Annotated in this window: 12 protein-coding genes; 10 read left to right on the top strand and 2 right to left on the bottom strand. The window is 74.2% G+C overall.

Going from position 1 to position 15,297, the window contains the following annotated elements; translation table 11 throughout:
* Nucleotides 1-15: 15 nt before the first annotated feature.
* Together hydA and ACFU74_RS03465 are read right to left on the bottom strand one after the other, a co-directional pair.
* Complete coding sequence (hydA, locus tag ACFU74_RS03460) at nt 16-1,443, bottom strand: dihydropyrimidinase (protein ID WP_380751043.1); 1,428 nt, start codon at nt 1,441-1,443, stop codon at nt 16-18.
* Nucleotides 1,444-1,457: 14 nt separating this feature from the next.
* Complete coding sequence (locus tag ACFU74_RS03465) at nt 1,458-2,300, bottom strand: nitrilase-related carbon-nitrogen hydrolase (RefSeq protein WP_380751046.1); 843 nt, start codon at nt 2,298-2,300, stop codon at nt 1,458-1,460.
* A gap of 490 nt (nt 2,301-2,790) precedes the next feature.
* Between ACFU74_RS03465 and ACFU74_RS03470 the strand changes: the two genes are divergently transcribed.
* The 10 genes from ACFU74_RS03470 (at nt 2,791) to ACFU74_RS03515 (ending at nt 15,114) form a co-directional block, all read left to right on the top strand.
* Nucleotides 2,791-5,952 carry a hypothetical protein gene (locus ACFU74_RS03470; RefSeq protein ID WP_380751049.1) on the top strand — a complete coding sequence of 1,054 codons (3,162 nt, stop codon included), beginning with the start codon at nt 2,791-2,793 and terminating at the stop codon, nt 5,950-5,952.
* A gap of 47 nt (nt 5,953-5,999) precedes the next feature.
* Nucleotides 6,000-6,080: a putative leader peptide gene (locus tag ACFU74_RS03475; RefSeq protein ID WP_344330530.1), complete on the top strand. Its 81-nt coding sequence runs from the start codon at nt 6,000-6,002 to the stop codon at nt 6,078-6,080.
* A 198-nt stretch (nt 6,081-6,278) separates the two neighbouring features.
* Nucleotides 6,279-6,833, top strand: a complete 555-nt coding sequence (locus ACFU74_RS03480) for a cysteine dioxygenase (RefSeq protein WP_380751052.1) — start codon at nt 6,279-6,281, stop codon at nt 6,831-6,833.
* Nucleotides 6,827-7,213 (top strand): rhodanese-like domain-containing protein, encoded by a 387-nt coding sequence (locus ACFU74_RS03485; RefSeq protein WP_380751055.1) that lies wholly within the window; start codon nt 6,827-6,829, stop codon nt 7,211-7,213. The genes ACFU74_RS03480 and ACFU74_RS03485 overlap by 7 nt, the downstream gene beginning before the upstream one ends.
* Nucleotides 7,214-7,549: 336 nt before the next feature.
* Nucleotides 7,550-8,776 (top strand): ABC transporter ATP-binding protein, encoded by a 1,227-nt coding sequence (locus tag ACFU74_RS03490; protein ID WP_380751058.1) that lies wholly within the window; start codon nt 7,550-7,552, stop codon nt 8,774-8,776.
* A complete protein-coding gene (locus ACFU74_RS03495; RefSeq protein ID WP_380751061.1) occupies nt 8,766-9,434 on the top strand; it encodes an ABC transporter permease in 669 nt (222 codons plus the stop codon). Before ACFU74_RS03490 ends, ACFU74_RS03495 begins: the two co-directional genes overlap by 11 nt.
* Nucleotides 9,431-10,123 (top strand): ABC transporter permease, encoded by a 693-nt coding sequence (locus ACFU74_RS03500; protein WP_380751064.1) that lies wholly within the window; start codon nt 9,431-9,433, stop codon nt 10,121-10,123. The genes ACFU74_RS03495 and ACFU74_RS03500 overlap by 4 nt, the downstream gene beginning before the upstream one ends.
* A gap of 123 nt (nt 10,124-10,246) precedes the next feature.
* Complete coding sequence (locus ACFU74_RS03505) at nt 10,247-11,221, top strand: ABC transporter substrate-binding protein (RefSeq protein WP_380751067.1); 975 nt, start codon at nt 10,247-10,249, stop codon at nt 11,219-11,221.
* Nucleotides 11,222-11,304: 83 nt separating this feature from the next.
* A complete protein-coding gene (locus ACFU74_RS03510) occupies nt 11,305-11,988 on the top strand; it encodes a hypothetical protein (RefSeq protein ID WP_380751070.1) in 684 nt (227 codons plus the stop codon).
* 1,008 nt (nt 11,989-12,996) lie between these two features.
* Nucleotides 12,997-15,114, top strand: a complete 2,118-nt coding sequence (locus tag ACFU74_RS03515) for a glycosyl hydrolase family 18 protein (RefSeq protein WP_380751073.1) — start codon at nt 12,997-12,999, stop codon at nt 15,112-15,114.
* Nucleotides 15,115-15,297 lie beyond the last annotated feature (183 nt).

Raw genomic sequence — 15,297 nt, forward strand, 5'->3', positions numbered from 1 at the left:
GAGAGGGAGTGGGGGTCACCCCAGGTACTGGCAGGTGTCGCGGCGCAGGAAGGTGCCGTGGCCGGCCCGGCCGAGCCAGGTGCCGTGGTCGAGGACGACGGTGCCGCGGGACAGGACGGTGCGGGCACGGCCGGTGAGGGTGCGGCCCTCGTACGCCGAGTAGTCGACGTTCATGTGGTGGGTGGCGGCGGAGACGGTCTGCACGGCGGTGGGGTCGTAGACGACCACGTCGGCGTCGGCACCGGGCGCGAGGGTGCCCTTGCGGGGGTGCAGGCCGAACATCCGGGCCGGGGTGGTGCAGGCGAGTTCGATCCAGCGGCGGCGGCTGAGGTGTCCGTCGACGACGGCCTGGTGGAGGAGGTCCATCCGGTTCTCCACGCCGGGCAGGCCGTTGGGGATCTTCGAGAAGTCGCCGCGGCCGAGTTCCTTCTGGCCGGTGTAGCAGAACGGGCAGTGGTCGGTGGAGACCACCTGGAGGTCGTTGGTGCGCAGGCCGCGCCAGAGGGCCGCCTGGTGCTCGCGGGGGCGCAGCGGGGTGCTGCACACGTACTTGGCGCCCTCGAAGCCGTCGTCGCCCTCCTCGGCGAGGTTGTCGGTGGAGAGGAAGAGGTACTGGGGACAGGTCTCGCCGAAGACGGGGTGGCCGTCGTCGCGGGCGCGGGCCAGTTCGGCGAGTGCGGAGGCGGCGGAGACGTGGACGACGTAGAGCGGGCTGCCGGCGACCTGGGCGAGCCTGATGGCGCGGTGGGTGGCCTCGGCCTCCAGCAGTTCGCGGCGGACCTCGCCGTGGTGGCGGGGTGCGGTGCGGCCGGCGGCGAGGGCCTGTTCGACGAGGACGTCGATGGCGATGCCGTTCTCGGCGTGCATCATGATCATTCCGCCGTTGGCGGCGGCGCGCTGCATGGCGCGCAGGATGCGGCCGTCGTCGCTGTAGAAGACGCCGGGGTAGGCCATGAAGAGTTTGAAGGAGGTGGACTCGCCGGAGGCGACGAGGGCGTCCATCTCCTTGAGGACGGCGTCGGTGACGTCGGAGACGATGGTGTGGAAGGCGTAGTCGACGGCGCAGTTGCCCTCGGCCTTGGCGTGCCAGGCGTCCAGGCCCTCGCGCAGGCTGCCGCCGACGGGCTGGACGGCGAAGTCGACGATGGTGGTGGTGCCGCCCCAGGCGGCGGCGCGGGTGCCGGTCTCGAAGGTGTCGGAGGCGTGGGTGCCGCCGAAGGGGAGTTCCATGTGGGTGTGGACGTCGACGCCGCCCGGGATGACGTAGTGGCCGGCCGCGTCGATGACGGTGTCGGCGGTCCAGGAGAGGGCTGCCCCGCTGCCGGTGGCGGCGAGGGCGGCGATCCGTTCGCCCTCGATGAGGACGTCGGCGCGCAGTTCCTCGGTGGCGGTGATGACGAGTCCGCCGCGGACGGCGGTGCGGCGGGGTGCGGCGGAGGTCACGGGTCCGGCCTCCCTCACGCCTCGGTGAGCGGGCCGTAGGCCTCGGGGCGGCGGTCGCGGTAGAAGGCCCACTGCTGCCGGACCTCTTCGATCAGCCCGAGGTCGAGGTCGCGGACGACCAGTTCCTCCTCCTTGTCGGAGGCGACGTCGCCGACGAAGCGGCCGCGCGGGTCGACGAAGTAGGAGGTGCCGTAGAAGTCGTTGTCGCCGTACTCCTCGGTGCCGACGCGGTTGATGGCGGCGACGTAGTAGGCGTTGGCGACGGCGGCAGCCGGCTGTTCGAGCTGCCAGAGGTAGGCGGAGAGGCTGCGGCTGGTCGCGGAGGGGTTGTAGACGATCTGCGCGCCGGCCAGGCCGAGCGCGCGCCAGCCCTCGGGGAAGTGCCGGTCGTAGCAGATGTAGACGCCGACCTTGCCGACCGCGGTGTCGAAGACGGGCCAGCCGAGGTTGCCGGGCTTGAAGTAGTACTTCTCCCAGAAGCCCTTGACCTGCGGGATGTGGTGCTTGCGGTACTTGCCGAGGTAGCGGCCGTCGGCGTCGATCACGGCGGCGGTGTTGTAGTAGACGCCGGGCTGCTCCTCCTCGTAGACGGGGACGACGAGGACGAGGCCGAGTTCGCGGGCGAGGTCGCCCATCCGGCGCACGGTGGGGCCGTCGGGGACGGGCTCGGCCCAGCGGTAGTGCTCGGGCTCCTGGACCTGGCAGAAGTACGGGGCGTTGAAGACCTCCTGGAAGCCGAGGACCTTCGCGCCCTGGGCGGCGGCCTCGCGGGCGTGGCGCTCGTGGAGGGCGATCATGCTCTCCTGGTCGCCGGTCCAGCGGGTCTGGACGAGGGCGGCACGGACGATCTGCGACATGGGTACCTCCGCAACTCCGCGGCCCGTCCCGGGGGCGGGCCCGCGGTTCGAGGGTCGGCGGGCGGTGCTGCCTGCGGTGGATGTCTTCGTGCGGTCGTTCGGCGTCGTGCGGTCGTTCGGCGTGCGGTGAGTGCGCGGCCCGTGCGCGGCCGATGCGCGGCCGATGCGCGGCCGATGCGCGGTCTACGTGCGTAGAGGGTGGGTGTCTCGACCGTAGGCCCGGCCTCGGTCGCCTGACAATACGTCGGACGCGACGCGGCCGGGGCGATCCTGCTGCGCGGACACGCGGGGCCCGGGGGCGGGATGAATAGATGGGATGAAACGGTCATCTACCCCGGAGGCGCACTCCTTACTCATTCGGGTGAATCCAGGAGCGGAACGGCGCACTTCGGGGCAGGAAGCCGGTGACGCGAAGCGGCCGGAAGGGGGTGGTGGACGGATGGTGACGGCGGACGGGGCGAGGGCGGACGGGGCGAGGGGGGCGGCGCGGGTGCCCGCCTGGGGCGGGGTGCTGCTCGGGCTCGGGGTGCCGGTGCCGGCGGTGCTCGGGTGGCTGCTGTTCGTCCGCCGGACGCCCGCCGGCCAGGGCACGCTGGACGTCCGGCTCCAGTTGGCCGGTTCACGGGCCGCCGCCGAGGCCGTGCTCGCCGGGCGGGCCCCGGCCTTCCGGGCCTCGCTGGACGCCGACCTCTGGCTGATCGGCGGCCTCGCGGTGACGCTGGCGGCCGCCGGGCTGCTCGGTTCGTACGTGTTCACCCGGGCGCACTGGCGGCTGACCGCGCTCGTCGCCGGCCTGGCCGGTGTGCTGGCCGGCGGCTGCGACCTGGCCGAGGACGTCCTGCTGGCCGCCGGGCTCGGCTGCACCGGCCCCGGGCCGGCCGGCGGGGACGCGCCCTTCGCGGCGGCGGCCGCGTTCGCCACCCTGAAGTGGCTGCTGCTGCCCCCGGCGGGCGCGGTGGCGGTCGTCGTCTGCGCCGCCACCGTGCACCGGGCGGTGCGCGCCCTGCTGCCCCGGCCACCGGAGGAGGCCGGCGAGGACTCCGCGGACCCCGGGGACCCCGGGGACACCGGGAACGCCGGGAACGCCGGGGCGGGGCCGGCGCTGATCCCGCCGTGGCCGGTGGCGACCGCGCGGGGCGGGCGGTGGCCGCCCGGGCCCCGGGCCCACGGGCCGCTCGCCCGGCACGCGCGCTGGCGCAACGCCGCCCGGGTACCGCCCGGCCGCGAGCACGCCCGGCTCGGCTTCTGCGTCTCCGGCGGCGGCATCCGCTCGGCCTGCGTCACCCTCGGCGCGTTGCAGGCGCTGCGCCCCTGGCTGAAACAGGCCCGCTACCTGGTCGCCGTCTCCGGCGGCGGGTACACCGTCGGCGCGATGCAGCTGGCGCTGAGCGACTCGGCGCCCGGCGGACCGGTCCGGGCCCGCTCGGGGCTGAGCACGGACACCGTGCTCGAACCGGGCTCGCCCGAGGAGGACCACCTGCGGCGCCACTCCAAGTACCTGGCGGACGGCGCGGGCGAGTGGCTGGTGGCGCTCGGCACCCTGCTGCGCGGCCTGGTCGCGGCGCTCTCCCTGCTGCTCGCCACCGTCCTGGTGCTGGGCCTGGGGCTGAGCCACTGCTACCACCTCGTCCCGCTCGCCGACCTGGACGGGCCGTCGGCGCGCTCCCCCGCCCTGTTCGCCCTCGCCGGGCTGCTGGCGACCGCCGCCACCGGGTGGCTGCTGTGGCTGCTCACCTTCTCCTGGCTCGGCTGGAACACCCTGCTGCCCCGCGTCCTGCGCCGCTTCTCGCACGGCGCGCTCGCGCTGGCCGCGTTGACCGCCGCCGGCGTGCTGGCCGTCCCCGGCCTGGCCTGGGGCGCGGTCGCGCTCCAGCGCGCGCTCGCCGTCGGCGCCCGGCAGACCGGGGCCGGGATCAGCCTGACCGTGCTGCTCAGCTACCTGGCCCTGCTGCTGGGCATCCTCTGGCACGGCCGGCGCGCCATCGAGCAGGGCGCGGCGGTGCTCGGCGGCGTGCTGCGCGGGGTGCGGCGCGGTGCCGGCCCGCGCCGCCCCGGCGGGCTCACCGGGCGGATCACCGAGTACCTGGTGCTGTGGTCGGCGCTGACCGCGCTCACCTCGGGCACGCTGCTCACCTTCGGCTGGGCGGTGGCCACCGGGCACACCTGGCCGGGCGCGCTCCAGGTGCTGCTGCCGCTGGTCCTGGTCACGGTGGGGCTCAACCTCGACCAGACCTGGATGGGCCTGCACCCCTTCTACCGGCGCCGGCTGGCCTCGGCCTTCGCCGTGCGGCGGGTGGTCGAGGACGGGGACCGGTGGGGCGAGGGCGGTGAGGACGGCGGGACCGAGGGCACGGCCGGGGAGGTGCTGGCCCGGCCGTACCACTTCTTCCGCGAGCAGACCCGGCTCAGCCACTACGGCGCCCGGCGGCCGGACTTCCCCCAGGTGATCTTCGCGGCGGCGGCGAACCTCTCCGGCAGCGCGCGCACCCCACCCGGCCGGCGGGCGGTGTCGTTCACCTTCTCCCACGACTACGTGGGCGGGCCGGACGTCGGGTACGCGCGCACCGACCTGCTGGAGCGGCGCACCCGGCGGCACATCGCCCGCGACCTCACCGTGCAGTCCGCGATGGCCGTCTCCGGTGCGGCGTTCTCCTCCGCGATGGGCCGCCGCTCCCGCGCCTACCAGGGGCTGTTCGCGGTGACCAACGCCCGGTTGGGCACCTGGCTGCCCAACCCGGCGGCGCTCGCCCCGCTCTGGGCCGCCGACCGGGACTGGCGGTACGCGCCGCAGCCGGCCGTGCGGCGGCTGTCCTACCAGCTGCGGGAGGCCTGCGGGCGGTACCCGATGGACGCGCGGTTCCTGCTCACCACGGACGGCGGGCACTACGAGAACCTCGGCCTGGTCGAGCTGCTGCGCCACGGCGTGCGGACGGCGGTGTGCATCGACGCGAGCGGCGACTCCGCCTTCGCGGGCGCGCTGGCGGCGGCGATCACGCTGGCGCGGGAGGAGTTGGGCATCGCCATCACGCTGCGCGAGCCGGAGCTGCTGGTGCCGGGCAGCGCCGGGGGCGCCCTCTGCGGTTGCACGCCCTGCGCGTGCGCGCCGTGCGCGGGCTGCCAGCCGCCGTTGCGCGGCCTGGCGGCGCGGCTGGCGGACCGGCTCTCCGCCCGGGCGGTGGTGGTCGGCGACATCGTGTACCCGTGGCCGCTGGAGCTCGGGGAGGCCGACGGCCTGCCTGGGACGGACCGGCACGGCACGCTGGTCGTCGCCCAGGCCGTGCTCACCCCGGGCATGCCGTACGAGTTGCACGCGTACGCGGCGGCCGATGCGGCGTTCCCGAACGACGGTGCCGGCGACCAGTGGTTCGACCACCGGCAGTTCGACGCCTACCAGACGCTCGGCCGGTACCTGGGCGAGCAGGCCGCACCGGCCGTCGCGGCGGCGCTGGCGGCGCCGGTGCCCGCCCCGGCACCCGAAGAGCCGGCCCCGGCCCCGACCCCGGCTGCTGCGGCAGCGGCGACGGCGACGGCCGACCGCAAGGCCGACGGCCGGGCCCCGGGGCGGACCGGGACCGTCCCCGGGCCCGGCCGGGCGCCGGCGGCGGAGCACGGCGCCACCGCACCCGACCAGGGGCGCAACGGGCAGCCGTGACGGTGTGCGCTTGACTCCCACGGCGTCCGTCGGGAAGGATCCGGCTCATGGACTCCGGCACCACTCTGGTCTGCCGCCTGCACGTCGACCTCCGACGCCAGGCGAGTTCCATCTGTGCCTGTTGTTGAGTTTCCCCTTCCCCGCCGACCGCGCCCTGTGACGTTCACCAGGGCCCGCGCCGCGCACCCGCACCCGCAGTACTCCTGACGCGCCTTCGACCGGCGTGACCGCGCCACCCTCCGGTGTCCGACCGGTGCGGTCCGGCGCGTGCGCCACCGCGCGTCCCCGTTCCCCCTCCCCCTCCCCCCTTCTCCGAGGACACCCACATGAGTCTGGACCTCGCCCCCGACACGCCCGCCGCCACCACCAACAGCACCGCCACCGCTACCGCCACCGCCGCCCCGTCCCCGGCCGGGGACACCCGGGGGCCGCTCACCCCCAACGCGCTGCGGAAGGTCGTCCGCGAGCTGGCCGAACGGCCCGAGCAGTGGATCCACCACGTACGGCTCTCCACCGAGGAGCGCTGGTACCGGCGGCTCGCCGCCGACGACGACCACGAGGTGTGGCTGATCAGCTGGCTGCCCGGCCAGTCCACCGGCTTCCACGACCACGGCGGCTCGCGCGGCGCGTTCACCGTCGCGCTGGGCGAGTTGGAGGAGCTGTCGCTGGGCGGCCCCGAGCAGGGGCTGCTGATCCGGCGGATCCCGTCCGGCACCGCCCGCGCCTTCGGCCCCGAATACGTGCACGACGTCCGCAACACCGCGTCCGGCCCGGCCGTGACGCTGCACGCCTACTCGCCGCCGCTCAGCTCGATGGCGCACTACGAACTGCGGGCCGGCGGCCTGGTCCGCACCTCCGAGGAAGGACCCGACCAGTGGTGACCACGATCGACGACCTGCTCGCCCGCTCCCGCGCGGGCGTCCACCGCCCCGGCGCCGAGGAGGCGTTCCGCGCGCAGCGCGACGGCGCGCTGCTGGTGGACATCCGCCCGGCGGCGCAGCGCGCGTCCGAGGGGGAGATCCCCGGCACGCTGATCATCGAGCGCAACGTCCTGGAGTGGCGGCTGGATCCGACGGGCAGTCACCGGATCCCGGAGGCCACCGGCCACGACCTGGAGGTGATCCTGGTCTGCTCGGAGGGGTACGCGTCGAGCCTGGCGGCGGCTTCACTGCGCGAGCTGGGCCTGCACCGCGCGACCGACCTGGACGGCGGGTTCGCCGGCTGGGCGGCGGCCGGGCTGCCGACCCGTCAGGGAGGCTGAGCGGGCCGCGATCGCGAGGCCGGCCGGTGGTCGGATCCGTACGGGGCGGCGCCCGGCGGATCCGGCCACGGCTGGTACATGCGGCTGGTAAATCAGGGACACCGGGGTCGTCAGGTCATAGGCTGATCAGAGTTTCCGCCGCCGTCAGGGCGGGCAGCCACGCGACCGAGGACACATCGACCGAGAAGGCAACCGACCAGGACCGGCAGCCGGCAGACCGACACAAGCGACCGAGCGACACAGCGACCGAGCAACAGACGAGCAGTCGGACAGACCGCCGGACGACGACACCATCGGCACCGCCGCCGGGGCCGCCGAGACGAGGACACACCCCCCGTGATCAGATTCGACGGCGCGGGCAAGCGCCACCCCGACGGCACGGTCGCCGTCGAGGGCCTCGACCTCGACGTCCCCACCGGCCGGACGACCGTGCTGGTCGGACCGTCCGGATGCGGGAAGACCACCCTGCTGCGGATGGTCAACCGCATGATCGAGCCGACCTCGGGGCGGGTCCTGCTGGACGGCACCGATGTGGCGGCGCTCGATCCGGCCAAGCTGCGGCGCGGCATCGGGTACGTCATCCAGCAGGCCGGGCTGTTCCCGCACCGCCGGGTGATCGACAACGTGGCGACCGTCCCCTACCTGCTCGGCTGGGACCGGAAGAAGGCGCGCGCCCGGGCGGCCGAACTGCTCGACCTGGTCGGGCTCGCCCCGGAGACCGCCAAGCGCTATCCGTTCCAGCTCTCCGGCGGGCAGCAGCAGCGCGTCGGCGTGGCGCGGGCGCTGGCCGCCGATCCGCCGGTGCTGCTGATGGACGAGCCGTTCAGCGCCGTCGACCCGGTGGTGCGGGCCGGGCTCCAGGAGGAGCTGCTGCGCCTGCAGTCGGAGCTGCACAAGACGGTGCTGTTCGTGACCCATGACATCGAGGAGGCCGTCCGGCTCGGCGACCAGGTCGTGGTGCTGCGCGAGCGGGGCCGGATCGCCCAGCTCGCGGACCCGCACACGCTGCTCACGGCGCCCGCGGACGCGGACGTCGCCGCCTTCCTCGGCCGCGACCGGGGCCTGCGCGGACTAGGGCTGCGGCCCGCCACCGCCGTCGCCGTCCGACCGATACCGGGCGGGCGCGGGGGCCGGACGAACGGCGGGGCCCCGGGCGGTGGCGCACCGGGCGGCAGTGGGGTCCCGGGCAGTGGGGTCCCGGGCAGTGGGGCGCGCTTCGGCAGGTGGGAGCTCGCGCTGGACGACGGGCGCCGCCCGATCGGGTGGATCGACCTCGACGCGGCGGGTACCGCCCTGCAACCGGCACCCGGCTTCCGGCCCGAGGCCGACACGCTGCGCGCCGCGCTGGACGCCGCCGTGCTCTCCCCCGCCGGGGTCGCCCTCGCGCTGGACGCCGACGGCCGGGTGACCGGCACGGCCGACCGCGAGGCCGTACTGGCGGCGCTCGCGGCCCGCCCGGCCCCGGCCGCCCACCGGGCCCCGGCCGATACCGCCCCGGCGGAGGTGCCCCGTCCCCCCGCGGCGGACGAACCGGAGAAGGACGGAGCCGCCGGTGGACGATGAACCGATCATCCGCTGGTACTGGATCGGCGACCACCTCGGCTACCTCGGCGACCTGCTCGCCGACCACGCCGTCATCGCGCTGCTCCCGGTCCTGATCGGCCTGCTGCTGGCGATCCCGCTCGGCCTGGCCTGCGCCCGCTTCCCGCGCCTCTACCAGCCGCTCGCCGCCGTCTTCAACATCGTCTACGCGCTGCCCTCGCTGGCCGTCTTCGTGGTGCTCATCCCCTACACGGGGCTGGCCACCCAGGCCACCGTGATGATCCCGCTCACCTTCTACGCGCTCGCCGTGCTGCTGCCCACCACGGTGGACGGGCTGCGCGCGGTGCCCGACCCGGTGCGGCAGGCCGCGACCGCGATGGGGTACGGGCCGTGGCACCGGCTGGCCGCCGTCGAACTGCCCGCCGCCGTCCCCTACCTGGTGGCCGGTCTGCGGGTGGCGGCCGTCTCCAGCATCTCGCTGGCCTCGGTGGGCGCGCTGGTCGGGCGCGGCGGGCTCGGCTACCTGTTCGTCGACGGCTTCCAGCGCACCTTCCCGACCCCGATCGTGGCCGGAATCGTACTGATCGCCGCACTCGCCCTGGCCGTGGACCTGCTGCTGGTCGGCGCCCGCCGGCTGCTGGCGCCCTGGGCCGTGCGGGAGAAGGGAGCGGGCCGGTGAACTGGCTCACCTGGCTGGGGGACTTCTTCTCCGACCCGGACCGCCGCAGCGGGCCGAACTCGATCGCCAACCGGATCGCCGAGCACCTGCTGTTCTCCGGCGAGGCGCTGCTCCTCGCCGCGCTGCTGGCCGTCCCGCTGGGCCTGCTGATCGGCTACACCGGTCGCGGCGTCACCGCGGTGACCGCGCTCGCCGGCGCCGCCCGCGCGCTGCCGACGCTCGGGCTGGTGACGCTGGCCGTGCTGCTGGCCGGGGTCGGCGACACCGCCGTCCTGGTGCCGCTGGTCGCGCTGGCCGCGCCGCCGCTGCTGGTGGCCGCCGTCGAGGGGGTGCGCGGCACCGACCCGGACGTGCGGGACGCGGCGCGCGGCGTCGGGCTGACGCACCCGCAGGTGCTGCGGCAGGTCTGTGTGCCGTCCGCGCTGCCGACCCTGCTGGCGGGCTTCCGGACCGCGACCGTGCAGGTCATCGCGACGGCGACGGTGGCCGCGTACGTCGGACTCGGCGGGCTCGGCCGGTACGTCGTCGACGGGCTGGCCACCCGGGACTACCCGATGACGGTCGGCGGCGCGCTGCTGGTGGTGCTGCTCGCGGTCGGGGCGCAGGTGTTCTTCGCGCTGCTCGCCCGGTACGCGCTGCCGCCCGGGCTGCGCGCGCAGCAGCTGGCCGCCGCCCGGCAGCCGACGTGACCCGTTCCGGCCCGCAGGCCCGCCGCCGGGCCGCCGCCGTCCCCTTCGACCGACCGTGACGTTCAAGACGACCACGACGACCACGACGACCGTGAAGTCCACCTCGAAAGGACACCTATCACCATGTCGACATCCGCATCCGCGCCGCTGAGAGGGGTGCCGGCCGGCCGCCGCGCCGCCGCCCTGGCCGCCCTCGCCGCGCTCGCCCTGACCGCGACGGCCTGCTCCTCCTCGGGCGGCGACCCGCTGGGCGGCAACGGCTCGGCGGCCCCGGCGCCCGCGGACAGCGGGTCCGCGGGCGCCCCGGCCGGCGGGACGGTCGTGGTCGGCTCGGCGAACTTCCCGGAGAACGTGCTGCTCGGCTCGATCTACTCGCAGGCACTCAAGGCCAAGGGCGTGAAGGTCGAGGAGAAGTTCAACATCGGCAGCCGCGAGGTCCTCTACGGGCAGCTGCAGAGCGGCAGCCTGTCGGTGCTGCCCGAGTACAACGGCTCGCTGCTCGCCTACCTGGGCGGCAAGTCGGCGGATCCGGGCACGAACGCCGTCAACGCCGAGCTGGCCAAGACGCTGCCCGCCTCGCTCGCGATCCTGGACTCCTCGCCCGCCGAGGACAAGGACACCCTGAGCGTCAGCCAGGAGACCGCCGACAAGTACAAGCTGACGTCGATCGCCGACCTGGCCGGCAAGGCGGGCGAGCTCACCATCGGCGGCCCGCCGGAGTTCAAGTCGCGCCAGGAGCAGCCGCTCAAGGACGTCTACGGCGTGACGTTCAAGGAGTGGAAGTCGACCGGCGAGACCACCGCCAACGCGGTCAAGGACGGCTCGGTGCAGGTCGGCAACGTCTTCTCCACCGACCCGAAGATCACACAGCTGAAGCTCGTCCCGCTCACCGACCCCAAGAACCTGTTCGCCGCCCAGAACGTCACGCCGCTGGTCAACAAGGCCAAGGTGGACACGACGGCGACCGGCGCGCTCAACGCGGTGTCAGCGAAGCTGGACACGCCGGGGCTGCTGGCGCTGATGAAGAAGGTCGCCGTGGACAAGGAGGACCCGTCGGCGGTCGCCAAGGAGTGGCTGAAGAGCAACGGTCTCTCCTGACCGCGGGGGACGCCGGACCCGGGGGCCGCTTCCGGGTCCGGCGGACCTTCCCTTGAACGGCGCGAACATGACAGGGTGGCGCCATGCGCACTCGCCTTCTCGCCGCCACCCTCACGGCCTTGGCCGCGGTGAGCCTCGCCTCGTGCTCCGGCTCCGGCCCGGGCTCGGGCACCACCGCGGCCGGCAGCAGCACCGCGGCCGACTCGAACGCGCCGGACCCGAACGCGCCCGGCTCCCCGTCGGCGACCGCCGCCACGCCGCCCGCGACACCCGCGACGACGACACCGCCGACCGCCCCCGCCCCGGCGCCGGGCACCCCCGACACGCCCGGCCCCGGCACCACGGCCGGCCCCTCCCCCGGCGCGCCGACGGGCGGGCCCGCGGCCTCGGCCGCGAACCCGCCCACCCCCGGGACCACCGGTTCCACGCCGGCCGCCGGCGCCCCCGCCGACCCCCCGGCGGCACCGAAGCCGGCGCCCCCCACCGACGCCGGACTGCCGGCCGCACCCGCCGCGGACCTCTCCGCGCGGCTGATCGCCGCGCTGGACGCGATCGACCCGGCGATCGTCGGCGGACAGCCCGAGCGGGCCGTCGTCCGGGCCCGCGAGCAGTGCCAGTCGATGTACCAGTTCCCCAAGGACCGCGCCAAGTTGGCCGACCTGGTCAACCAACGCTTCACGGATCCCGCCCACCCGCAGGGTTTCGGAACGGAGAAGGCGGAGAAGATCCTGGACGCGCTGCGCACCACCCTCTGCCCGCCGGCCTGACACACCCGGCGGGACCTCGATCGGCCCGGTGTCCTGAGCTCCGGGCCGCCGTGGCCGCGCGCAACGACCATCGCGCGGCCACGGTACACACCCCCGGATCAGACCAGGCTCCAGGCGGTGTCCTTGTCGTCGGACGAGACGAAGTCCATGGCTTCCTCCTTTCCAAGGGTCGGCATCCGTACGGACGCGTCGAATTGAAGACGCACGGACAAGGCGCAGGGTTGACGGACGCACGGACGCGGCACCGGACCGGCGGACGCACGGCGCGACGGTGCGCCTACGGATGCCCGGCGGACGGGCGGGGTCGGGGTGACGGGTGTTCCCGCGCGGAACGGGCACCCGGGAGAACGGGCACGCGGAGGGGCGGGAGTGCCGTAGCACGACAGACGGCAGAGGAGCAGAGCGGCAGATGAACGAACGGGCGAACGGCGCGAACGGCCGCGGGAGCGAACGGACATGGTCCGGCCGTCGGCCGCCGGTGGCGGCGGGCCGGGCCCCGGGAGCCGGGGGCTCACCCGTGCGGGCGGCAGGCGCCCTCTCTGTCGAGCTTCCAGTCGAGGTCTCGCATGCCCCGATCATGTCGGAGCAGCCACCGGGCCACAACCGGTTTTGCGGGTGGTTGACCATCGTCCGGCCAACCTCGGCCGACCATGCTTCGCCAACGAACTGTAAGGACTCTTGACAGACGAGTGGTCTAGTCCAACCATAGGCATGTCGATCCGACCGGGATGCACTGTGGGGGTGTGACCACCGGCGGCTGAGGCACTGCCCTGCCATGCCCCGCCCTGCTCCGCCCCCAGGCCCCGCCACGGCGTACGCGCGCCCGCGCACCGCCGTCCGTCCGTGCCGCGTGCCTGCGGGGTAGCAACACCCCCGCGCCACCGCACCGCCCGCACGGCCCTCTCCCCCTACGAGGGTCCCGCGCGTCCCGCCATCCCCCGCAAGGTCCGCAGCGCAGTTCCGCACGCTTCACCAACGTCCTGCCCCACCACGCCTGTTGGAGAACCCATGCGTCTACGCAGAACAGTTCAGGCCGCCCTGACAGCCTGTGCCACACTCGTCGCCTCAGCCGGCCTGATCGCCGGTTCGGCGACGGCCGGCGCGGCGACGGCGAGCCCGGCCGCCGCCGAGGTGAGCGCCACCACGGCCGCGAAGCCCCTGCCCAGCCGGGTGTTCGCCCCCTACTTCGAGGCCTGGACGGGCGAGAGCCCCGCCGCACTGTCCGCCCAGTCCGGTGCCAAGTACCTGACGATGGCGTTCCTGCAGACGGCCACCAAGGGCTCCTGCACCCCGTACTGGAACGGCGACACCTCGCTGCCGATCGCGCAGTCCTCCTTCGGCGCCGACTTCGCCACCATCAGGGCCAACGGCGGCGACGTGATCCCGTCGTTCGGCGGCTACACCGCCGACACCACCGGCACCGAACTGGCCGACAGCTGCACCGACGTCAACCAGATCGCCGCCGCGTACCAGAAGCTCATCACCACGTACGACATCAGCCGGATCGACCTCGACATCGAGGCCGACTCGCTGGACAACGCCGCGGGCATCGACCGCCGCAACAAGGCGATCAAGCTGACGCAGGACTGGGCCGCCGCCAACGGCCGGCAGATCCAGTTCTCCTACACGCTGCCGACCACCACCAGCGGCCCCGCCGCCAACGGCATCGCGCTGCTGAAGAACGCCGTCGCCAACAACGCGCGGATCGACGTCGTCAAGCTGATGACGTTCGACTACTACGACAACGCCACGCACGACATGGCCGCCGACACCGTGACCGCGGCGACCGGCCTGTACAACCAGCTGGCCAAGCTGTACCCGACCAAGACCCCCTCCCAGCTCTGGGCGTCCATCGGCATCATCGAGATGCCCGGCATCGACGACTTCGGACCGGCCGAGACCTTCACGCTGGCCAACGCGAGGACGGTCTACGACTGGGCCGTGTCCAGGGGCATCAGCACGCTGTCGTTCTGGGCGCTGCAGCGCGACACCGGCAAGTGCCCCGGCGTCGGCGGGCGCAACGACTGCTCCGGGATCGAGCAGAACACCTGGGACTTCACCAGGATCTTCGCGCCGTTCACCAGCAGCTACCCGCCCGCCAGCGACTTCACGCTGAGCCTGAACCCCAACACGGGCTCCGTGGTGGCCGGTTCGTCCACCACCGCCACCGTGAACACCTATGAGATCACCCCGCCCGGCGGCTCGCCCTCCGGCACCGCGCAGAGCATCAACCTGAGCGTCAGCGGCGCGCCCGCCGGCGTCACCGCCGCGGTCAACCCCGGTACCGTCCTCGCCGGTTCGCCCGCCACGCTCACCGTGACCACCGCGGCCACCACCACTCCGGGCAGCTACCCGCTCACCGTCACCGGCACCGCCGCCTCCGGCAGCCACACCGCCACCTACACGCTGAAGGTGACGAGCACCCAGCCGGGCAACGACTTCTCCGTCGCGGTGAGCCCGTCCGCCGGTTCGGTCACGGCCGGCTCCTCCGCGAGCGCCACCGTCAACACCGGTGTCGTCTCCGGCTCCGCGCAGAACGTCGCCCTGACCGTCAGCGGCGCCCCGGCCGGGGTCACCGCCACGGTCAACCCCGGTAGCGTCACCGCCGGTTCGCCCGCGACGCTGAACGTCACCACCGCGGCCACCACCACTCCGGGCAGCTACCCGCTCACCGTCACCGGCACCGCCGCCTCCGGCAGCCACACCGCCACCTACACGCTGACCGTCACCGGGGTCACCCCGCCCGGCGGTCTGTCCAACGGCGGCCTGGAGACCGGCAGCCTGGGTCCGTGGACCTGCCAGGCCGGCGGCTCCGTGGTGAGCACCCCGGCCCACTCCGGCTCGTACGCGCTCCAGGCCGCGGCCGGCGCGGCGCAGACCGGTGAGTGCACCCAGACCGTCACCCTGGCGCCCAACAAGTCCTACACCCTGACCGGTTGGGTCCAGGGCAGCTACGCCTACATCGGCGTGAGCGGCGGCGCCACCGGCTCCGCGTGGACCAGCTCCTCCGGCTGGACCAAGCTCTCCGTCCCGTTCACCACCGGTGCCTCCGGCACGGCGACGGTCTACCTGCACGGCTGGTACGGCCAGGGCAACGTCTTCGGCGACGACTTCTCGATCGCCTGACGGAGCGCTGACGTACGACGAGACGAGACGCCGGGGCCGGGCGGCAGTCGACGACGGACAACTGACGGCTGACAGATTTCAGCTGACAGATGACAGATGACAGATAACGTCAACTGTCAATTGTCAGCCGCCCGCCCCGCTCCACTCCCCCGCCGGGGTGCCGCGACCCACGTGTCGCGGCAC

The organism is Kitasatospora sp. NPDC057500, from assembly GCF_042802195.1.
Taxonomy (GTDB): Bacteria; Actinomycetota; Actinomycetes; order Streptomycetales; family Streptomycetaceae; genus Kitasatospora.